Source organism: Rhodococcus opacus B4 (assembly GCF_000010805.1).
In the GTDB taxonomy this organism is placed as follows: Bacteria; Actinomycetota; Actinomycetes; order Mycobacteriales; family Mycobacteriaceae; genus Rhodococcus_F; species Rhodococcus_F opacus_C.
Genome location: NC_012522.1, coordinates 7002746 through 7021715 on the forward strand (window position 1 = coordinate 7002746; position 18970 = coordinate 7021715).

The 18970-nt window shown below is 68.4% G+C and carries 23 protein-coding genes; 12 read left to right on the top strand and 11 right to left on the bottom strand.

Annotated elements, in window-relative coordinates:
- Positions 1-26 precede the first annotated feature (26 nt).
- From ROP_RS31755 to ROP_RS31765, 3 genes are all read left to right on the top strand, one after another.
- Entirely contained in the window at positions 27-1142 is a 1116-nt protein-coding gene (locus ROP_RS31755; RefSeq protein WP_015890097.1) for a ferredoxin reductase, read from the top strand.
- Between the two features lie 62 nt (positions 1143-1204).
- Positions 1205-2461: a fatty acid desaturase family protein gene (locus tag ROP_RS31760; RefSeq protein WP_015890098.1), complete on the top strand. Its 1257-nt coding sequence runs from the start codon at positions 1205-1207 to the stop codon at positions 2459-2461.
- Positions 2462-2572: 111 nt separating this feature from the next.
- Entirely contained in the window at positions 2573-3811 is a 1239-nt protein-coding gene (locus ROP_RS31765) for a fatty acid desaturase family protein (RefSeq protein ID WP_015890099.1), read from the top strand.
- A gap of 41 nt (positions 3812-3852) precedes the next feature.
- Here ROP_RS31765 and rsgA read toward each other — a convergent pair whose 3' ends face one another.
- Positions 3853-4893: a ribosome small subunit-dependent GTPase A gene (rsgA, locus tag ROP_RS31770; RefSeq protein ID WP_015890100.1), complete on the bottom strand. Its 1041-nt coding sequence runs from the start codon at positions 4891-4893 to the stop codon at positions 3853-3855.
- On the bottom strand, positions 4839-6155 hold the full coding sequence (aroA, locus tag ROP_RS31775; RefSeq protein ID WP_015890101.1) for a 3-phosphoshikimate 1-carboxyvinyltransferase: 1317 nt from the start codon (positions 6153-6155) through the stop codon (positions 4839-4841). The genes rsgA and aroA overlap by 55 nt, the downstream gene beginning before the upstream one ends.
- A gap of 78 nt (positions 6156-6233) precedes the next feature.
- Between aroA and ROP_RS31780 the strand changes: the two genes are divergently transcribed.
- Positions 6234-6992, top strand: coding sequence for an SOS response-associated peptidase (locus ROP_RS31780; protein ID WP_015890102.1), 759 nt, complete (start codon positions 6234-6236; stop codon positions 6990-6992).
- On the opposite strand, the gene ybaK is transcribed toward ROP_RS31780, so the two are convergent.
- Positions 6979-7473 (bottom strand): Cys-tRNA(Pro) deacylase, encoded by a 495-nt coding sequence (gene ybaK / locus ROP_RS31785; RefSeq protein WP_015890103.1) that lies wholly within the window; start codon positions 7471-7473, stop codon positions 6979-6981. The genes ROP_RS31780 and ybaK overlap by 14 nt on opposite strands.
- Positions 7474-7572: 99 nt before the next feature.
- Here ybaK and ROP_RS31790 point away from each other — a divergent pair, with 99 nt between their 5' ends.
- Both ROP_RS31790 and rsrA read left to right on the top strand, forming a co-directional pair.
- Positions 7573-8310: a sigma-70 family RNA polymerase sigma factor gene (locus ROP_RS31790; RefSeq protein ID WP_015890104.1), complete on the top strand. Its 738-nt coding sequence runs from the start codon at positions 7573-7575 to the stop codon at positions 8308-8310.
- On the top strand, positions 8307-8588 hold the full coding sequence (gene rsrA / locus ROP_RS31795) for a mycothiol system anti-sigma-R factor (protein WP_015890105.1): 282 nt from the start codon (positions 8307-8309) through the stop codon (positions 8586-8588). The genes ROP_RS31790 and rsrA overlap by 4 nt, the downstream gene beginning before the upstream one ends.
- 70 nt (positions 8589-8658) lie before the next feature.
- Here rsrA and ROP_RS45315 read toward each other — a convergent pair whose 3' ends face one another.
- Positions 8659-8733 carry a 50S ribosomal protein bL37 gene (locus ROP_RS45315; RefSeq protein WP_022597109.1) on the bottom strand — a complete coding sequence of 25 codons (75 nt, stop codon included), beginning with the start codon at positions 8731-8733 and terminating at the stop codon, positions 8659-8661.
- Between the two features lie 94 nt (positions 8734-8827).
- Between ROP_RS45315 and ROP_RS31800 the strand changes: the two genes are divergently transcribed.
- Together ROP_RS31800 and ROP_RS31805 are read left to right on the top strand one after the other, a co-directional pair.
- Positions 8828-9043 carry a biotin/lipoyl-binding carrier protein gene (locus ROP_RS31800; RefSeq protein WP_005240095.1) on the top strand — a complete coding sequence of 72 codons (216 nt, stop codon included), beginning with the start codon at positions 8828-8830 and terminating at the stop codon, positions 9041-9043.
- Positions 9044-9063: 20 nt separating this feature from the next.
- A complete protein-coding gene (locus ROP_RS31805; RefSeq protein ID WP_015890106.1) occupies positions 9064-10566 on the top strand; it encodes a sensor histidine kinase in 1503 nt (500 codons plus the stop codon).
- A 57-nt stretch (positions 10567-10623) separates the two neighbouring features.
- On the opposite strand, the gene ROP_RS31810 is transcribed toward ROP_RS31805, so the two are convergent.
- The gene (locus tag ROP_RS31810; protein WP_005240099.1) at positions 10624-10878 is read right to left on the bottom strand and encodes a WhiB family transcriptional regulator; all 255 of its coding nucleotides are present in this window, start codon (positions 10876-10878) and stop codon (positions 10624-10626) included.
- A gap of 239 nt (positions 10879-11117) precedes the next feature.
- Positions 11118-12074, bottom strand: a complete 957-nt coding sequence (locus tag ROP_RS31815) for a diacylglycerol/lipid kinase family protein (protein WP_015890107.1) — start codon at positions 12072-12074, stop codon at positions 11118-11120.
- A 76-nt stretch (positions 12075-12150) separates the two neighbouring features.
- Between ROP_RS31815 and ROP_RS31820 the strand changes: the two genes are divergently transcribed.
- Positions 12151-12588 carry a hypothetical protein gene (locus ROP_RS31820; protein ID WP_015890108.1) on the top strand — a complete coding sequence of 146 codons (438 nt, stop codon included), beginning with the start codon at positions 12151-12153 and terminating at the stop codon, positions 12586-12588.
- On the opposite strand, the gene ROP_RS31825 is transcribed toward ROP_RS31820, so the two are convergent.
- Together ROP_RS31825 and ROP_RS31830 are read right to left on the bottom strand one after the other, a co-directional pair.
- A complete protein-coding gene (locus ROP_RS31825) occupies positions 12585-13064 on the bottom strand; it encodes a GNAT family N-acetyltransferase (RefSeq protein WP_015890109.1) in 480 nt (159 codons plus the stop codon). The two genes, ROP_RS31820 and ROP_RS31825, sit on opposite strands and share 4 nt — an antisense overlap.
- A complete protein-coding gene (locus tag ROP_RS31830; RefSeq protein ID WP_015890110.1) occupies positions 13061-13672 on the bottom strand; it encodes an acid phosphatase in 612 nt (203 codons plus the stop codon). Before ROP_RS31830 ends, ROP_RS31825 begins: the two co-directional genes overlap by 4 nt.
- Before the next feature lie 69 nt (positions 13673-13741).
- Here ROP_RS31830 and ROP_RS31835 point away from each other — a divergent pair, with 69 nt between their 5' ends.
- Positions 13742-14539: a ParA family protein gene (locus ROP_RS31835; RefSeq protein ID WP_043825753.1), complete on the top strand. Its 798-nt coding sequence runs from the start codon at positions 13742-13744 to the stop codon at positions 14537-14539.
- Here the strand turns inward: ROP_RS31835 and ROP_RS31840 are convergent.
- Both ROP_RS31840 and ROP_RS31845 read right to left on the bottom strand, forming a co-directional pair.
- Positions 14511-15341 (bottom strand): SDR family oxidoreductase, encoded by an 831-nt coding sequence (locus ROP_RS31840; RefSeq protein ID WP_015890112.1) that lies wholly within the window; start codon positions 15339-15341, stop codon positions 14511-14513. The genes ROP_RS31835 and ROP_RS31840 overlap by 29 nt on opposite strands.
- 18 nt (positions 15342-15359) lie before the next feature.
- The gene (locus ROP_RS31845; protein WP_015890113.1) at positions 15360-16181 is read right to left on the bottom strand and encodes an NAD(P)H-dependent oxidoreductase; all 822 of its coding nucleotides are present in this window, start codon (positions 16179-16181) and stop codon (positions 15360-15362) included.
- Positions 16182-16281: 100 nt separating this feature from the next.
- Here ROP_RS31845 and ROP_RS31850 point away from each other — a divergent pair, with 100 nt between their 5' ends.
- Together ROP_RS31850 and ROP_RS31855 are read left to right on the top strand one after the other, a co-directional pair.
- Positions 16282-17268: a GlxA family transcriptional regulator gene (locus ROP_RS31850; protein ID WP_015890114.1), complete on the top strand. Its 987-nt coding sequence runs from the start codon at positions 16282-16284 to the stop codon at positions 17266-17268.
- A 62-nt stretch (positions 17269-17330) separates the two neighbouring features.
- Complete coding sequence (locus ROP_RS31855) at positions 17331-17744, top strand: VOC family protein (RefSeq protein ID WP_015890115.1); 414 nt, start codon at positions 17331-17333, stop codon at positions 17742-17744.
- Positions 17745-17753: 9 nt separating this feature from the next.
- On the opposite strand, the gene ROP_RS31860 is transcribed toward ROP_RS31855, so the two are convergent.
- Entirely contained in the window at positions 17754-18968 is a 1215-nt protein-coding gene (locus ROP_RS31860; RefSeq protein ID WP_015890116.1) for an Rv3212 family protein, read from the bottom strand.
- Positions 18969-18970 lie beyond the last annotated feature (2 nt).

The window sequence follows — 18970 nt, forward strand, 5'->3', positions numbered from 1 at the left end:
GTGGTGACGGAAAAGGTGGAGGTCGGATGGGTCTGAAGGATTGGATCGAGGCGCCCGCAGCAGCGGTCGTGCCCGCCAAGCGGTCCAAGCTCAATTGGTTGCGCGGTGCGGCGGCACGTCTGACGACGCCGTTGCTGCCCGACGACTACCTGCACCTGGCCAACCCGCTGTGGTCCGCGCGCGAGCTGCGCGGACAGATCGTGGACGTGCGCGCGGAGACCGCGGACTCCGCCACGATCGTCATCAAGCCGGGCTGGGGATTCGACTTCGACTACGAGCCCGGCCAGTACATCGGCATCGGCCTGCACGTCGACGGACGCTGGCACTGGCGTTCGTACTCCCTCACCTCGCCGCCGAACTGGGACGACAAGCGCATCTCCATCGCCGTCAAGGCGATGCCCGAGGGATTCCTGTCGAGCCACCTCGTCAACGGCGTGCCGTCGGGGACCATCGTGCGGCTCGCGACACCTACGGGGAACTTCGCGCTGCCCGACCCGCCGCCGCAGCGCATCCTGTTCCTCACCGCGGGCAGCGGCATCACTCCCGTCATGGCGATGCTGCGCACGATGAACCGGCGCGGCCAGCTTCCCGACGTCTTCCACGTCCACTCGGCGCCCACCGACGCGGACGTGATGTTCGCCGACGAACTCACCCAGCTCCACGAGGAGCACGACGACTTCCGGTGCAAGATCCAGCTCACGCGCAGTCAGGGCAAGTTTGCGCTGTCCTCGCTCGACGAGGTGTGCCCGGACTGGCGTGAACGGCAGACCTGGGCCTGCGGGCCGCTGCCGATGCTCGACGAGATCGAGACGCTGTGGCGCGACGAGAACATCGAGGACAAGCTGCACCTCGAGCGTTTCGCCGTCTCCCGCGCGGACACGTCGGGCGAGGGCGGAACGGTGACGTTCGCCAAGGCCGACAAGACCGTCACGATCGACGGTGCCACGACTCTCCTCGAGGCCGGCGAGCAAGTCGGCGCGCTGATGCCGTTCGGCTGCCGGATGGGGATCTGCCAGACCTGTGTCGTGCCGATTCTCGCCGGGCACGCCATCGACCTGAGGTCCGGCAAGCAGCATGCCGAAGGTGACCGAGTCCAGACTTGTATCTCGGCGGCGGCAGGGGACTGCACGCTCGACGCGTGAGCGTGAGCGTGTTGTTCACCTGACTCCGCTATTCTCGGACTCTCACCAGACGGAGGAGCACGGTGGCGATCACCGACATCAAAGAGTTCGCGCATCTGACCGAAGCGGACATCGAATCGCTCGGGCGTGAGTTGGATGCGATCCGGCTCGACGTGGAGGATTCGCGCGGCGTCCGCGACGCCCGCTACATCCGCCGGGCCATCAGGGCGCAACGACTGCTCGAGCTCGGTGGCCGGCTCGCGCTGTTCGGCAGCCGGTACCGTCCGGCCTGGCTGGCGGGCACCGCGATGCTCTCCCTCTCGAAGATCATCGAGAACATGGAACTCGGCCACAACGTGATGCACGGCCAGTGGGACTGGATGAACGATCCCGAGATTCACTCGATGTCGTGGGAGTGGGATCAGACGGGTCCGTCCGAGCATTGGAAGCGGGCGCACAACTACTCCCACCACACGTTCACCAACATCGTGGGAATGGATTCCGACGTCGGTTTCGGCATCCTCCGGATGACCCGCGACGAGGAGTGGCGGCCGATCAACCTGCTGCAGCCGTTCGCCAACATCATCCTGGCCGCCACGTTCGAGTGGGGGATCGCCCTCCACGACCTCACGTTCGCCGCCGAGTTGGAGGGCGCCGAGAAGGGGCAGCTCAACTCGCAGGCCAACAAGGATTTCGCCCGCAAGATCTTCCGTCAGGTCGGCAAGGATTTCCTCCTGTTCCCGGTGCTCGCAGGGCCGGCGTGGAAGTCGACGCTGACGGCGAACACCACTGCCAACCTGGTGCGGAACCTGTGGGCGTACGTGGTGATCTTCTGCGGGCACTTCCCGGACGGCGCCGAGAAGTTCACCGTGGACGAGTACGAGAACGAGACCCGGCACGAGTGGTACCTCCGGCAGATGCTCGGCAGCGCCAACTTCGACTCCGGCAAGATCATGGGCTTCATGAGCGGGAATCTCAGCTACCAGATCGAGCATCATCTGTTCCCCGATCTGCCGAGCAACCGGTACCCGGAGATCGCCGTGAAGGTGCGGGCGCTGTGCGAGAAGTACGACCTGCCCTACACCACGGGCTCGCTCGCCAAGCAGTACCTGCTGGCTCTGCGCACGATCCACAAACTCGCCCTGCCCGACCGCTTCCTGCGCGCGACGGCGGACGACGCCCCCGAGACGTCCTCGGAGCGGAAGTTCCGCGATGCCCGCGACGCGGGTGCCGCGATGGTCGAGACGCTCCGCACCGATCCGGTGACGGGGCAGCGCCGTGGCCTGTTGTCGGCGCTGCGCGCCCACGCGGAGGCCAAGATCCCGCGCCGTCGACGGTGATTTCACTCACACCTACAGTCAGGTAACCTACGGTGCCGTAACTTACGGTACGGTAGGTCATGTCAGCGCCTATCCGGTGTGAACTGTCGACCAGCCAGGAGGAGGTCCCCCATGGCGATTGCAGATGTCAAGGAATACGCACATCTCACCGATGCCGATGTCGAGGCGCTCGGGCGCGAGTTGGATGCGATCCGCCGCGATATCGAAGAATCTCGCGGGGAGCGCGACGCGCGCTACGTGCGGAACACCATCAGGCTGCAGCGTGGACTCGAGATCGGTGGCCGTGCAGTGCTGTTCGCGAGTCGCCGGCGTCCTGCCTGGCTGCTCGGAGCGGGCATGCTCGGTGTCTCGAAGATCATCGAGAACATGGAACTCGGCCACAACGTCATGCACGGCCAGTGGGACTGGATGAACGATCCGGAAGTCCACTCCACGTCGTGGGAGTGGGACAACACCGGTCCGTCCGCGCACTGGAAGCAGACCCACAACTACCTGCACCACAAATACACGAACGTCCTCGGCATGGACGACGACGTGGGATACGGACTGCTCCGGGTCACGCGTGACCAGCGCTGGAAGCCGTTCAATGCCGGCAACCTGGTGTACAACACGCTGCTGGCCCTGTTCTTCCAGTACGGCGTCGCGGCGCAGCATCTCGAACTCGGCAAGGTCGCCAAGGGGCGGGTTCCGAAGGAGGAGACGCAGCGCAAGCTGCGCGAGGTCGGTGAGAAGATCGGCAAGCAGATCCTCAAGGACTACGTGATCCACCCCGCCGTCACCGGTCCCGCCTGGAAGAGCACGCTCACCGCCAACATGACGGCGAACGCGATCCGCAACGTGTGGACCAACGCCATCATCTTCTGCGGGCACTTCCCCGACGGCGCGGAGAAGTTCACCAAGGCCGACATCGACAAGGAGACGCCCGCGCAGTGGTACCTGCGTCAGATGCTCGGTAGTGCGAACATCGAGGGCAGCAGGCTGATGGACTTCATGTCCGGCAACCTGAGCTACCAGATCGAGCACCACCTGTTCCCCGACCTGCCGAGCAACCGGTACGCGGAGATCGCGGTGCGGGTGCGGGAGCTGTGCGAGAAGTACGACCTGCCGTACACGACCGGCCCGTTCCTGGTGCAGTACGCGAAGTCGTGGCGCACCATCGCCAAGCTGTCGTTGCCGAACAAGTACCTCAAGGCGACCGCGGACGACGCGCCGGAGACGGCGTCGGAGCGCAGGTTCGGTGGAAACACCACGGCGACAATCGATCCCGTTACCGGTCGCCGTCAGGGGCTGGGTTCGGCGATCCAGCGCACCCGCAAGCGCCGCGGTCTGCGGGCGCTGCTCTCCCGTTAGGCAGTTCCGCTAGGCAGTTCCGCCCCGGCGCGGTTCGTCCCTCACCAGGCTTCGTTGGACGCGATGGCCGTGAGGAGGTGACGGACCGCGTCGACGCGTTTGGCGGCCTTGCCCTCGAGATGGTCGAGCGCGCATTCCGGGTCCGCGGGCGGGCCGAGGTGGGTACATCCCCGCGGGCAGTCCTCGATGGCCGCGGCCAGGTCGGAGAACGCGGCCACCACGTCCGCCGGGGAGATGTGGGCCAGTCCGAACGACCGGATGCCCGGTGTGTCGATCACCCAGCCGCCCGACGGGAGCGGCAGCGCGACCGATTGCGTGGACGTGTGCCGGCCCTTGCCCACACCGGAGACCACGCCCACGGCCCGGTCGGCGTCGGGCACGAGGCGGTTGACGAGAGTCGACTTCCCGACCCCCGAATGCCCGATCAGCGCGGTGAGCCTGCCGGACAGCATGGCCAGGACCTCGTCGACCGGATCGTCGCGGCCCGCCACGACCACGGGGACGTCGAGGTCGGCGAATGCGCTCGCGAACTCCTCCGGCGGTTCGAGGTCGCTCTTCGTCAGGCACACGATGGGGCTCAGCCCGCCCGCGTACGCGGCGACGAGCGCGCGTTCGACGAACCCCGTCCGCGGCGGCGGGTCGGCGAGCGCCACGACGATCAGCAACTGCTGCGCGTTGGCCACCACGATCCGCTCGTACGGGTCTGTGTCGTCGGCGGTGCGCCGCAGCACCGTGGCGCGCTCGGCGACCCGCACGATCCGCGCCAGGGTGTCGGGTTTGCCGGACAGGTCACCGACGACGCTCACCTCGTCGCCCACCACGATGGGGGTGCGGCCCAGTTCGCGGGCGCGCATCGTGACGAGGGGACGCTCGGGGTCGCCGCCCAGCACGCAACCCCACCGGCCGCGGTCGACCGAGACGACCATCGCCGGCTCCGCGGCGAGGTGCTCCGGCCGGGTCTTCGTGCGCGGGCGCGTTCCTCGGCCCGGGCGCACCCGGACGTCGGACTCGTCGTACTGCCTGCGACTCAGAAGCTCGCCTTCCGCCCGGTGCCCGCGGACGCGGACAGCATTGTGGCCCACAGGTTCTCGAAGCCGGGCAGCGTCTTCGCCGTGGTGCCGATGTCCTCGATCTCGATGCCGTCGACCCGCAGCCCGACGATGGCTCCCGCCGTCGCCATCCGGTGGTCGGCGTAGGAACGCCACGTCCCGCCGTGCAGGTCGGCAGGCACGATGGTGAGGCCGTCCTCGGTTTCGGTGACGTTTCCGCCGAGCGAGTTGATCTCGTGTGCGAGCGCGGCCAGCCGGTCGGTCTCGTGTCCACGCAGATGCGCGATGCCGCGCAGATGGGACGGGCCGTCCGCGAGTGCGGCGAGCGCCGCGACGGTCGGGGTGAGTTCGCCGACGTCGTGCAGGTCGATGTCGATGCCGGTCAGCTGCTGCGGGCCGCGGACGGTGAGGTTCGCCCCGTCCCGCCGGACGTCGGCGCCCATCGCGAGCAGGATCTCGCGGATCGCGTCGCCGGGCTGCGTCGTCTCGGCCGGCCACAGCGGAACGGTCACCTCACCGCAGGTGACAGCGGCTGCGGCGAGGAAGGCGGTGGCATTCGACAGGTCGGGCTCGATCACCCGGTCGACGGCCCGGACCGGACCGGGGCTCACCCGCCACGTGTCGGCCTCCCCGCCTGTCGCCGGGGTGGAGACCTCGACACCCGACTCGCGCAGCATCTCGACCGTCATGTCGATGTGCGGCATGGACGGAACCGTCGTGCCGTCGTGATGGACCGTGACGCCCTCGTCGAACGCGGCCGCCGACAGCAACAGCCCGGACACGAACTGCGAAGAACCCGACGCGTCGATCGTGACCCGCCCACCGCGCAGCGAGCCCGCGCCGCGGACGGTGAACGGCAGGGAGTCGCCGTCGATGTCCGCGCCGAGACCGCGCAGCGCGTTCAGGATCGTGTCGAGGGGGCGGGTGCGCGCCTGCTCGTCGCCGTCGAAGTCGACCGTTCCGCCGGCGAGCGCGGCGACCGGCGGAAGGAACCGCATGACGGTGCCTGCCAGACCGCAGTCGACCGCACCGCCCCGGAGGGGGCCGGGAGCGACCCGCAGCGTCGTGTCGCCGCCTGCCGTCTCGATGCCGATCCCGAGCGTCCGGAGTGCGTCGATCATGAGGTCGGTGTCCCGGCTGCGCAGTGCCCCGGTGAGGGTGGACGGACCGTCCGCGAGCGCGGCGAGGATCAGCGCGCGATTGGTGATCGACTTCGATCCGGGGAGGGCGACCGTCGCGACGACGGGCGCTTCGGCACGGGGGGCGTTCCACAGGCTCAGGCTCACGGTCTCCATCTTCGCCTATCGGGCGGGTCGCCGGGCGGGGTGGGCGGTGTGTCGCGGGTGTCGGTGGTTCGTGCCACTCTGGTGGACATGTGCGGCAGGTATGCAACCACTGCGAATCCGGCGACACTCGCGGCCGACCTCGACGCGATCAACGAGGCGGGCGAGGAGGAGAGTCCGCCCGACTTCAACGTGGCGCCCACCACGCAAGTCCTCACGGTGGTCGACCGGCGCGACGCCCGTCGGATCCGGCGGATGAGGTGGGGTCTCGTGCCGTCCTGGACGAAGGTACTCGGCAAGGGCCCGGTGCTGTTCAACGCCCGGGCGGATTCGGTCGACAACAAGCCCGCCTTCCGGAATTCGTTCAAGTACAAGCGCTGCCTCGTGCCGATGGACGGCTGGTACGAGTGGCAGACCGAGGCCGAACCGCCGGCCGCCGGGAAGAAGGCGGGCAAGGCGAAGAAGATTCCGTACTACATGTCGCCGGAGGACGGCTCACGCCTGTACATGGCCGGGCTGTGGTCGGTCTGGCACGACCCTGCTGTGGAGGAGTCGCCTCCCGTCCTGAGCTGCAGCATCATCACGGTCGACTCCGCCGCCCAACTCGAGAACGTGCACGACCGGATGCCGCTCGTGATGCCCCGCGACCGCTGGGCCGCATGGCTCGATCCCGAGCACCCCGCGTCCACGGACCTGCTCGCGGTGTCGCCCGGCGCCATCGCCGACATCACCGTCCGGCGGGTGTCCACGCTGGTGAACAGCGTGAAGAACAACGGTCCGGAACTTCTCGACCCCGACGCGGCCGGTCGCGACGACGCGCAGGTGGGGGAGCAGATCAGCCTGCTGTGACCGCCGCGGTGACGGCGCCGCTGAGCCGCACCAGATCGGCCGGCGCGAGTTCGATCTCGAGTCCCCGCCTGCCCGCGCTGCACAGCACCCGGTCCCAGTCGAGCGCCGAAACGTCGACGACCGTCGGAAGTGCCTTCCGCTGTCCGAGCGGGGAGATGCCGCCGAAGACGTACCCGGTGGAGCGCTCGGCCTCGGTGCGGTCTGCCATCACGGCCTTGCCGGCGCCCAGCGCCGCGGCCGCGGCCTTCAGGGACAGTTTCTCCGGTACCGGCAGGACCGCCACCGCCAGCTTGCCCGTGTCGAGTTTGATCACGAGTGTCTTGAACACCTGGTGGGCGGCGACGCCGACCGTCTCGCCCAGCGCGTCGACGGCCTCCGAACCGTATGACTCCGCCCGCTCGTCGTGGGCGTAGCTGTGCACGGTGTGGTCGACGCGCTGTGTGACGAGGAGCTTCGTCGCGGGAGTGGCAGTTCCGGCCATGGGCGAACACTCTGCCACGCGGTGCGGGAACACCGCGGGCGGGAGTCGTGTTGGTACCTGCAGAAGACCAGTGCATCGAAGGGAGTGGTCCGTATCGTGATGTCCTCGGTAATCGAGCCCACGTCGCGTCTGCAGTTGGCGGTAACGTTGACGCCCACGGCGACCGAAGGGATCAGCGTGCAGGAACATGACCGTCCGACGGCAGAGAAGGCCGAGCCCCAGGACGAGTTGATCGCGCGTTTCGAAAGGGATGCGCTCCCACTTCTGGATCAGCTGTACGGCGCTGCTCTGAGGATGACCCGGAACCCGGCGGATGCCGAGGACCTCGTGCAGGAGACGTACGTGAAGGCCTACACAGCGTTCCGTTCGTTCCGCGAGGGCACCAACCTCAAGGCGTGGCTGTACCGGATTCTGACGAACACGTACATCAACTCGTACCGCAAGAAGCAGCGGCAGCCCGCGCAGTACCCGACCGACGAGATCACCGACTGGCAGCTGGCGGCGACGGCGGAGCATTCGTCGACCGGGCTGCGGTCCGCCGAAGTCGAGGCACTGGACGCGCTTCCCGACGACGACATCAAGGAAGCGCTGCAGGCCCTGCCGGAGGAATTCCGGATGGCCGTCTACTACGCCGACGTCGAGGGCTTTCCCTACAAGGAGATCGCCGAGATCATGGGCACCCCGATCGGGACCGTGATGTCGCGGCTGCACCGCGGGCGCAAGCAGCTCCGGGGTCTGCTCGCCGACGTCGCACGCGAACGAGGATTCAACCGCGGGGGCACCGGCGATGTGTCCGGCGACAGTGTAGTGAGTGCGGAGCAGGAGGTTTCCCGGTGAGCGAGCAGGACGAATTCGAGCAGCTCGACTGCTCCGCCGTCATCGCGGACGTCTGGCTGATGCTGGACAGCGAATGCGACGAGGCCTCGCGGGCGCGGCTGCAGCGGCACCTCGACGAGTGCGGGTCGTGCCTCGAGGCGTACGGGATCGAGGAGAAGGTCAAGAGCCTCGTGAACCGCAAGTGCGGCGGTGAGCACGCACCGGAGAGTCTGCGTCAGAGGCTCTCCATCGAGTTGCGGCGGACGATCCTCATCACGAATACCGAACCCGAGGCCTGACCCGTCAGAACAGCAATCAGGGGCCGGAAAGCATTGCTGCTTTCCGACCCCTGGTGCGTTCTGCGGCGCGTCAGGCGTTGGGACGCTTGCCGTGGTTTGCGGCGTTGCCCTTGCGACTGCGCTTCTTGCGACCACGCTTACCCATGAGTAGATCTCCCTTCTTTTCACCACAGTCTTCCACGTGTGGTTGGGTGTCCTTGCAACAGGGCTTTCTCGACACCCGGGAGTGAAGGATCACAATGGCAGAAGACGTGCGCGCCGAAATGGTTTCGACGGTGTATCAGGTTGTGGTGAGCGCGGGTGACGAGGTGAAGGAAGGCGATACCCTCGTCATCCTCGAATCGATGAAGATGGAGATCCCCGTCATCGCCGAAGAGCCCGGCACGGTCACGTCTGTGGACGTCAAGGTCGGCGACGTGATCCAGCAGGGCGACCTGATCGCGGTCATCTCCTGAGCTGACTGACACCCACCACGATGTCGACCCTGAGCGATCTGCTCGCCGAATACACCGACCTGCCCGGCGAGGCCGTCGACCACCTGCAGCGCGTCGTCGGTGAATGGCAGTTGCTCGCCGATCTCTCCTTCGCGGACGTTCTGCTGTGGGTCGGAGCGGACTCCGCCTCCACCGATCCCACCGGCACCGTGATCTGCGTCGCGCACTGCAGGCCCACCACCGCATCCACCGCCTTCCCGGAGGACGTCGTCGGGACCGTCGTGTCGGAGTCGGAACATCCGCAGGTGCTGCAGGCGCTGCTCGAGGGCAACGTCGTGCGCCCCGAGGACGGCGGCGGGCACGCCGGTCTGCCGCCGCGCGGCGAAGCGGTCCCGGTGCGGTGGAACGGCGAGGTGATCGCCGTCCTGAGCCGGGACACCAACCTGTCGCACCAGCGGGCGCAGAGTCCGCTCGAGGTCGCGTACCTCGACTGCGCCGAGGACCTGTGCCAGATGATCAGCGACGGCACCTTCCCGATCCGTGAGGCCCGCTCGGACACCAACTCGAGCCCCCGCGCCGGCGACGGCTTCATCCGCCTGGACACCGACGGCAGCGTGGTCTACGCCAGTCCCAATGCGCTGTCGGCGTACCACCGGATGGGTCTCAGTTCGGACCTGATCGGCCAGAATCTCGCTGCCACCACGCGGTCTCTCGTGACGGACCCGTTCGAGTCACAGGAGGTCGCCGGGTACATCCGCGACACGATCGCCGACAAGCCGGGCCGCCGGATGGAGATCGAGGCCAGGGGAGCGACCGTCCTGCTGCGGGCCCTGGTACTCAAACCCGGCGGGAACCGGGTCGGCGCCGCCGTCGTCGTGCGGGACGTCACGGAGGTGAAGAGGCGCGATCGGGCTCTGCTCAGCAAGGATGCGACGATCCGCGAGATCCACCACCGGGTGAAGAACAATCTGCAGACCGTAGCGGCCTTGCTGCGGCTGCAGGCCCGCCGCACCAACAACGAGGAGGCCCGTCAGGCGCTCAGCGAATCGGTGCGACGTGTCACGTCGATCGCCCTCGTCCACGACACGCTGTCGATGTCGGTGGACGAGGAGGTGAACCTCGACGAGGTCGTCGACCGGCTCGTGCCGATCCTGTCCGACGTGGCGACGGTGAGCACGCCCATCAAGGTCCGCCGGGAGGGCAGCTTCGGGGTGTTCTCCGCGGAGCGGGCGACACCGCTGGTGATGGTGCTGACCGAACTCGTGCAGAACGCGATCGAGCACGCCTTCGAACCGGGCGCCGCGGGCACGGTCACCATGCGGGCCGAACGGTCGGCGCGCTGGCTGGACGTCGTGATCCACGACAACGGCAGGGGATTGCCGCCCGGTTTCAGCCTCGAGCGGTCCGACCGGCTCGGTCTCCAGATCGTCCGGACCTTGGTGGCCGCCGAGCTGAACGGTTCGCTGGGTCTGCACCCGGGGGCGGAGGGGGGAACCGATGCCGTGTTACGCGTACCGCTGGGCCGCCGTGGACCGCGGTACTGACCGGGCAAGCAAAAGGCCCGGCACCATGTGGTGCCGGGCCCGTCTCCTTCTGAAGTGTCAGACGGTGGTGCGGGCACGCGTCCGAGCGTTCCGGCGCTTGAGTGCGCGACGCTCGTCTTCGCTCATGCCGCCCCACACACCGGCGTCCTGGCCCGACTCGAGTGCCCAGGAAAGGCATTCGGCGGTCACCGGGCAGCGGTTGCAGACAACCTTGGCATCAGCAATCTGCGCGAGAGCCGGACCGCTGTTGCCCACAGGGAAGAACAACTCGGGGTCTTCGTCGCGACAGATTGCCTTGTGGCGCCAGTCCATCCTTCTGCTCCTTAACTGGGTGCGTCGTGCACCGTTTCGTCTTCGTGAGTTCATGTGTGCGTAGAGAATGTTTCCGCACTGTTGCTTGTGAATGCTTTCACGAACTGGCGGGATGTCAATAGAAAACCGCCGCACCGTGGGGGAGCTCACGTAGTTAGGCTGCCCTTCGAGGCGCGCCGTCCTTTTTACCCCGAGCCGGTACTTCCCGCTAGGTGAAAACGGGGATTCTCGAGAATTGCTCAGGGTCGCGGCGGCGCGACGACATCGAGCGCCTCGGGCACCGAAACGAACTCCACGACGTTGCGAAGCCCGATGTAGTCGCCGTCCATCTGCAGTCCGATCGGCTCCGACGCGGAGATCCGCACGCACGGCACGTCGTCGACCCGGACGAGTTTCTTCGCCTTCGGGCGGGTGCCGGGGGTCAGCAACTGGCGGGCCACCCGCAGGGTGGTGAGGATCGCGGTGGATCGCATCGCGAAGACACCGAGACCGGTGTCGTAGGTGGTGTCCGGATTGGTGTGGACTTCCCGCTTGTTCAGATACGTCCACGGACTCGCGTTCGACACGAAGGCGTAATGAACGCCCTCGACCGGATCGCTACCGGGAACCTCGACGGTGAGGGTCGGCTCCGCGTACTTCGACCGGAAGAACACGCGCACCGCAGCGCGGACATATTGCGCCGGTGTGGCAGGGCGCCCGTTCTTGCGGTGTAGGTCGACCGCCTCACACACCTGGGCATCCCAGCCGAGGCCAGCGTTGAACGTGAACCAGCGGTGGTCGCAGTGCGCGAGCCCGATCCGGCGCCGCTGCCGGTTCGAGAGGAGATCGATGAGCTGGTTGGTGGCGTCCACCGGATCCGGGGCGATGCCGAGAGAGCGGGCGAACACGTTCGCCGACCCGCCGGGGACGACGGCGATCGGGGGGATCGGCCCCACCGTCACCGTGCTCGCCGACCCCGGGTCCGGGGTGCCGAGCAGCCCGTTGACCACCTCGTTCACGGTGCCGTCGCCGCCGTGCACGATGATCAGGCCCATCCCGTCGACGCAGGCCTGCTGCGCCAGTTCGGCGGCGTGCCCGCGATGCGTCGTGTGCGCGACCGTCAACCGCACCCGGCTCGACAGCGCGTGCGCGAGCAGATCCCGCCCGGCCGGGGTCGTCGAGGTGGCATTGGGGTTGACGATCAGCAGCGCGCGCACGGGGCCCAAGCCTAGCCGGGGCGGCACGTGTCACCGTCCGAGGCCGCCGGCGGCGAGGTGTTCTAGGCTGGCCGACGTGCCGAAGCCGTCTCTCAGCAAGTCCACGCCCACCACGGTCCGCGCGGCGGGCGCCCTGGTGTCGCTCGAGGGTGCGGTGGCGGTCGGAGTCGCCGTGGTGCTGGTGGTCCGGGGGCTGCTCGGGCACGACCAGAGCGTCAGCAGCGGATACGGCACCGCCGCCTGGTTCGCCATTCTCGGTGGCGCCGTGCTCGCCGCCGGGCTCGCCCTGATCTTCGGCAGGCGCTGGGGGCGGGCGATCGCGATCGTCGCCCAGCTGCTGCTGCTTCCGGTGGCGTGGTCGCTGCTCACCGATTCCCATCAGCCGTTCTTCGGTGTGCTGCTCGGCGTCGTCGTGGTGGGAGCCCTCGGGTGCCTGTTCAGCAGCCCGACATCGAAATGGATGGCGGCCGAGTACGGCCAGGAAGCCGACGTCGACAACCCGTCGGAACGCTAACTCACCTCGGACGCGAGGCGGCCGAGCGGATCCCCGGTCAGCCGATACGTCGTCCACTCGTCCTGCGGTCGCGCGTCGAGGGACTCGTAGAACGCGATCGACGGCTTGTTCCAGTTGACCACCGACCACGACAGCCGCGTGTAGCCGTTGTCGACGCACTCTTTCGCGAGGGTGGCGAGCAGGGCCTTGCCGTGACCCGACCCGCGTTCGGACGGGCTGACGAACAGGTCCTCGAGGTAGATGCCGTGCGTGCCGTCCCAAGTGGAGAAGTTCCGGAACCACACCGCAATACCGACGACCCGGCCGTCGTCGCTGACCGCGACGTGGGCGAACGTGGACGGCTGCGGACCGAACAGGGCGTCGTCCATCTGGTCGGCGGTGACGGTGCACTTGTCGCGGGCCCGCTGGTGTTCGGCCAGTTCGTAGATCATCGCGGTGATCGCGGAGACGTCCTCGGGTACTGCGCGTCTGATCATCGGGCACCTTCCGCTGTCACGTTGTGGCTGACCACCTGCTGCGCCCCGTGCTCGAAGCCGAGGACGGAGTACGCGCCGGGCGACATCGCGAACCGGCGCCCCTCGCTGATCGGAAGCTCCGCCCAGCGGGCGATGAGCGCGCGGGAGAAATGGCCGTGCCCGACGAGGATCACGTCGCGGTCGACGAGTTGCGAATGCGCGACGGACAGTACGAGGTCGCAGCGGGTGTGTACCTGCTCGGCCTGTTCGCCGCGCGGACACGGATGTGTCCACACGGTCCAGTCCGGGACCTGCTGCCTGATCTCGGGCGTCGTCATGCCCTCGTAGATGCCGTAATCCCATTCGGCGAGCGCGTCCCAGGTGCGCTGGATCTTCAGCCCCGCCAGCTCCGCCGTCTCCTGGGCGCGTTGCCGCGGGCTGACGATGACGAGGGGGTCGCGCAGCGCGAGAGCGTCCATCGCCGGGCCGACCTGCCGTGCCTGGGATTCACCCAGTTCGGTGAGGTGGACGTCGGTCCGGCCGGTGTGTTTACCCCAACGGGCCCATTCGGTTTCGCCGTGCCGGAGGAGGACGATCCGACGGCCGCGCGGCGAATCACTGGGTGGCATCCATCCATCATGTCAGTCAATCTGCGTGTATGGCTCGCCTCCGGCGACGAAGTAGGTAAGGATCGAGCCGTGACAACGGTTCTTGCAGTGGCAAATCAGAAGGGTGGGGTCGCGAAGACCACCACGGTCGCCTCTCTCGGTGCAGCTCTGGTCGGGCTGGGCCAGAAGGTTCTGGTGGTGGATCTCGACCCGCAGGGGTGCCTGACCTTCTCCCTGGGGCACAACCCGGACCGCCTCGACGCCTCCGTCCACGACGTGCTGACGGGTGACCTGGCGGCGCGCGAAGCGGTGATCGACACCGAGGACGGTGTCGCGCTCCTGCCCGCGACGATCGACCTCGCGGGCGCGGAGGCGTTGCTGCTCATGCGTCCCGGTCGTGAGTTCGCCCTCAAGCGCGCTCTGGCGCCGCTGCTGGACGACTACGACACGGTGATCATCGACTGTCCGCCGTCGCTCGGTGTGCTCACGCTCAACGGGCTCACGGCAGCGCAGTCGGTACTGGTGCCGCTGCAGTGCGAGACGCTCGCCCACCGCGGTGTGGGGCAGTTGCTGCGGACGGTCACCGAGGTGCAGCAGATCACCAACCCCGACCTGGTGCTGCTCGGTGCGCTGCCGACGCTGTACGACGCGCGCACGACCCACAGCCGGGACGTGCTGTCCGACGTGTCCGACCGCTACAACCTGCCGGTCCTCGCCCCGCCGATCCCGCGGACGGTGCGGTTCGCGGAGGCGACGGCGTCGGGTGCCACGGTCCTGGTGGGGCGCAAGAACAAGGGCGCCCAGGCGTACCGGGACCTGGCCGAGAACCTCGCCAAGCACTGGGCGGGATCCGAACTCGCTACGTTTTCGCCTGGAAGTGCCGAGTAAGTTCCTCCGGCGTGGGATTCCACGCGGCGGGCCAATCCTGTTGGCGTAGCTGGGCATCCGTTCCCCCGTCGGCGAAGACGACGCTTCCGCAGAACAGTGTCGAACCCGGTCCGAGCAGGAATTCGACGAGCGCGGCGATCTCGTCCGGGCGTCCGCGCCTGCCGAGCGGCACCGGGTAGAAGTCGAGGGCTTTGGCCAGTTCGGGGTCGAGGTGGTCCCCGCTGGTCATCGGCGTGTCGATCATCCCCGGGGCGATCGCGTTGAGCCGGATTCCGTTGCCGATCCATTCGGGCCGCACCGCTTCCCGTCGCATCCACCACGCCAGCGCCAGCTTGGACGCCGGGTACGCCGGGATGGCAGTCACCTCGTCGCCGATGCGCACCGCCTCCGCCTCGTCGCCGTGCAGGCACGCCGTCACCAGATTGCCGGGAATCCCGGGCTGCGTGGTGGTGCTGCTCGACGAGATCACCACCACCGAGGCGCCGTCCGCGCGCGCGAGGGCGGGCTTCAGGGCAGTCACGAGTTCCACGGCCCCGAAATAGTTCACGGCGATCAGCGTGCCGCCCGACACCTGGGACAGCGGTCCGCGTCCGGCGCAGCAGACGAGACCGTCCACGCCGCCGCTGCTCATGTCGGTCACGGCGGCGGCCGCCGCGTGCCGGCCACCGGGGGTCGACAGGTCGGCGGTCACGTCGGTGTGTGCGAGGTCGACGCCGATGACGGTATGGCCGCCGGCCTCGAGGGTGCGGCGGCTCGCCGCCCCGATGCCCGAGGCCGCGCCGGTGATCACGTAGGTTGCCATGCCGTGAATTAGAACACGTTACACCCCGCAGCGGGTGGGGACTTGGGCTTCCGGTCCGTGCGCCCCGGAACGAGCGTCGGTGTAGTGGGCGCGCAGGCCCGTGACGCCGGGCGCCCGGTCCTCGCGCAGCACGAACCGGTCGTCGTAGTCGCCGCCGTTCTGTGAGCGGAAGGGCAACGGGGCGTCGGTGAACAGGCCGGATACGCGATCGATCACGCGGGCCGCGACCCCGGGGTAGCACTCGGCGGGCAACCGGTCCGCGCTGTCGATCAGGACCGGGGGCAGCACGGACATCCCGGTGTACCAGAAGATTCCGTGGTGGATCGGGAACAGGACCTCGTCGATTGGGCCGTTGATTCCGCGCGGGCCTGCGCTGTCGGCGCTGCCGCCGAAACTGACGACGGTCATCGCCCGCTTACCGGCGAGGGTCCCCTCGCCGTACCGACGGGTGGAACCGTCCTCGCCCCGCACCCCGTATCCGTAGCCCTCGACGAACACCCGGTCGAACCAGCCCTTGAGAATCGCGGGCATGCCGTACCACCACAGCGGGAACTGCACGATCACCGCGTCGGCCCACCCGAGTTTGCGCTGCTCCGCGAGGATGTCGGGAGCCAGGGTGCCCTCCGCCAGCGCCTGTCCCGACCTCGCTCCCACCAGGAGGCGGCCGCCCGGATCGTGTGCGAAGTCGTCCGCGGTCACCACCGGATTCCATCGCATCCCGTACAGATCGGAGGTCCGGATCTGGTGGCCGGCGCCGCGCAGTGCCGCGAGGGCATCGCCGCGCAGTGCGGCGTTCAGGGACTTCGGCTCGGGATGCGCCGACACCCACAGGATCTTCATGGTCCGCCTTTCGCTCGGTCGCCTTCGACCCTTCCGATCTTGGATCCGCGTACGTCGCCGCACCAGTGGCCGGTGGGACACTATGTGAAATAATCGGGCCATGTCCGATTCGAGCGTCGAACGGCCCGGGCGTCGTCATCGCGTGGTCGTGTTCGTGCGTGACGGCCTGCTCCCGATCGAGTTCGGAATCGTTCATCGCCTGTTCGGCGAAGCACGGTCGCGGGACGGCGAACCGCTGTACGAGATCCTCACGTGCGCCCTCGCTCCCGGCGCCGTCCGGACCGACACCGACGTGACGCTGTCGGTCGAGCACGGCCCGGCGCTGCTCGGCACCGCCGACACGGTCGTGGTCCCGGCGTCCGATCAGGACTACGATCCGCCGGAGGACGGAGGGCTGCCCGGCCCGCTCGCGGACGCCTTCGCGCACATCCGTCCCGGCACCCGGGTGGCCTCGATCTGCACGGGATCGTTCGTCCTCGCCGCCGCCGGCCTGCTGGAGAACCGGCGCGCCACGACGCACTGGAAATCGGCGGACGCGTTCCGGAGGCTCTACCCGGACGTTCACCTGGACCCCGGTGTGCTCTACACCCACGATGGCACCGTGCTCACCGCCGCCGGCGTCGCATCCGGAATCGATCTGTGCCTATACATGATTCGCGTCGATCACGGTGCGTCGGTGGCCAACGAGGTGGCGCGGGGAACGGTCGTGCCGCCTCACCGCAGCGGTGGTCAGGCGCAGTTCGTCACCGCGCCGGTCCCGGAGGCCGGCGGTGCGTCGACGTCGGGAGCGCGGGCCCGGGCGCTGGCCCGGCTAGATCAGCCGCTGTCGCTGCGGGAACTGGCCGCAGGGGAGTCGATGAGCGTACGCACGTTCACCCGACGATTCCGGGCCGAGACGGGGATGTCGCCGACGCAGTGGATCCTCGAGCAGCGGATTACCCGCGCCCGTGAACTGCTGGAGAACACCGACCTGCCGGTGGACGACGTGGCCGAGGCCGCGGGATTCGGTACCGCCACCTCGTTGCGGCAACACCTTGCGCGCACCGTCGCCGTCTCACCCTCCGCGTACCGCGCCACCTTCCGCTGACGGGCGCGCGGTGTGCCCATTCGTCCAAGTGCGGGGGAGCGTGCGGCGCTAACGTCGGGCCCATGACGGTCACGGACACAACCCGGAACAACACGCTGACTATGCGGGCCCAGCCGCTCCTCGCCGTGGACGACGTCGAACGGTCAGGCGAGTGGTACCGGACGGTCCTGAACGCGCGCAGCGGTCACGGTGGACGGGACTACGAGCAACTCCTCGTCGACGGGCACCTGATCCTGCAACTGCACCGACTCGACGAGGGCCACCACCACGGCCCACTCGGCGATCCGTCACTCCCGCGGGGAAACGGGGTGGCGATCTGGTTCGAGACGACCGACTTCGACGGCACCGTCACGAGGGTGCGGGAGGCGGGAGCCGACGTGGTGACGGACGTGCACGTCAATCCCAATGCGGGACATCGCGAGATCTGGCTCCGCGATCTCGACGGCTACCTCGTGGTGTTCGCCGAGTCCGCCTGAGCGGTCACCTCAGCGCAGCGCCACCACGCTGTCGCCGCGCTGTTCGAGCACGACGTCGCCGGCCACGGTCGTGGTGATCGGACCGGTGACGCTGTCGCGCGCCACCGGGATGGTCCGCAACAGCGCACCGGTCGGCAGATCGAGCACGGCGATCCCGGATGCAACCGGGACCAGCAGGTTCCCGGCCATCACGGCGCCCGGGCCGAGAGCGCCCGGGAAGGTCCAGCGCGGAACGAGATCGGACGCGCCGAGCGAGACGACATCGGAACCGGTCCACCAGGTGACCACCGAACTGCTCGCCGACGTGACCGGATCCGGTCCGACCCGGAGGGCGAGCGCGTACTCGGACACGGCGTTGCCGGTGCCGTCGAACAGGCCGATCCGCGGTCCGGTCGTCCTGCCCGCGGGCAGGTAGACGGCCGTGGTGTCGCCCGACACACCGAGGATGCGCGCACCCTCGACGCCGGCGTCGACACCCGCCAGGACGCTGGACCCGTACTCCTCGGGTTCCTGATTGTCCTTCGGCGAGGGATTCAGGACCGTCAGCCGATCGGCCACCTCGCCGGGGCAGCGCTCGAGCACGGACAGCTTGCTGCTGCTCGAACCGACGTCGATCAGCGTGCATCCGCTGCGGGGCTGCTTCTTGGGGTTCACCGGAGCGTCCACCCGCCCGTACTCGACGGTGCGAACCAGGTCGGAGCGCCACAGTTCCAGACGGCGGTCGCCGAGGGAGGCCACATACGTTCCGTCGGCCGTCAGCGTCACCCCGGGATCGGCGTCGCTGTTCCGCTGCGCCAGGCGCTCACCGGTGCCGCCGTCGAGTTCGGTGACCTGGGAGCATCCGCGGTCGTCGCGGTAGACGGCCACGACCTTCTCCCACGACGCCGTCACACCGCACAGGTCGAGATCACGCGCGTATCGCCACAGTTCGGTACCCGACATCCGGTCCCGGCCCACCACGTCGCCGCCCTCGGCGGTGACGACGGCACCGCCGACGACGAGAGGCGCGGTGGTGGCGGAACTCGCGGAGTCCCAGATCGGGCTCAGTGTCTCGGGGACCGTCAGGGCCGTGACGAGCGCGGGCGGCGGTTCGGCGGCGGTGATCGAGGTGGTGCCCCGGGCATCGCTGCGGAACCACACCACGGTGAGGGCGACCACGACCGCGACGGCGATTCCGGCAGCGACGACGAGATCGGCGCGTGAGCGCCGCTCAGGTGCGAGCACGG

Bases quoted from the DNA above. Each gene is read 5' to 3' on its own strand.
- ROP_RS31755 (WP_015890097.1), top strand. From the start codon at position 27: ATGGGTCTGAAGGATTGGATCGAGGCGCCCGCAGCAGCGGTCGTGCCC.
- ROP_RS31765 (WP_015890099.1), top strand. From the start codon at position 2,573: ATGGCGATTGCAGATGTCAAGGAATACGCACATCTCACCGATGCCGAT.
- aroA (WP_015890101.1), bottom strand. From the start codon at position 6,155: ATGGAGACCGTGAGCCTGAGCCTGTGGAACGCCCCCCGTGCCGAAGCG.
- ROP_RS31780 (WP_015890102.1), top strand. From the start codon at position 6,234: ATGTGCGGCAGGTATGCAACCACTGCGAATCCGGCGACACTCGCGGCC.
- ybaK (WP_015890103.1), bottom strand. From the start codon at position 7,473: ATGGCCGGAACTGCCACTCCCGCGACGAAGCTCCTCGTCACACAGCGC.
- ROP_RS31790 (WP_015890104.1), top strand. From the start codon at position 7,573: ATGTCCTCGGTAATCGAGCCCACGTCGCGTCTGCAGTTGGCGGTAACG.
- ROP_RS31800 (WP_005240095.1), top strand. From the start codon at position 8,828: ATGGCAGAAGACGTGCGCGCCGAAATGGTTTCGACGGTGTATCAGGTT.
- ROP_RS31805 (WP_015890106.1), top strand. From the start codon at position 9,064: ATGTCGACCCTGAGCGATCTGCTCGCCGAATACACCGACCTGCCCGGC.
- ROP_RS31810 (WP_005240099.1), bottom strand. From the start codon at position 10,878: ATGGACTGGCGCCACAAGGCAATCTGTCGCGACGAAGACCCCGAGTTG.
- ROP_RS31825 (WP_015890109.1), bottom strand. From the start codon at position 13,064: ATGATCAGACGCGCAGTACCCGAGGACGTCTCCGCGATCACCGCGATG.
- ROP_RS31830 (WP_015890110.1), bottom strand. From the start codon at position 13,672: ATGCCACCCAGTGATTCGCCGCGCGGCCGTCGGATCGTCCTCCTCCGG.
- ROP_RS31840 (WP_015890112.1), bottom strand. From the start codon at position 15,341: ATGGCAACCTACGTGATCACCGGCGCGGCCTCGGGCATCGGGGCGGCG.
- ROP_RS31845 (WP_015890113.1), bottom strand. From the start codon at position 16,181: ATGAAGATCCTGTGGGTGTCGGCGCATCCCGAGCCGAAGTCCCTGAAC.
- ROP_RS31850 (WP_015890114.1), top strand. From the start codon at position 16,282: ATGTCCGATTCGAGCGTCGAACGGCCCGGGCGTCGTCATCGCGTGGTC.
- ROP_RS31855 (WP_015890115.1), top strand. From the start codon at position 17,331: ATGACGGTCACGGACACAACCCGGAACAACACGCTGACTATGCGGGCC.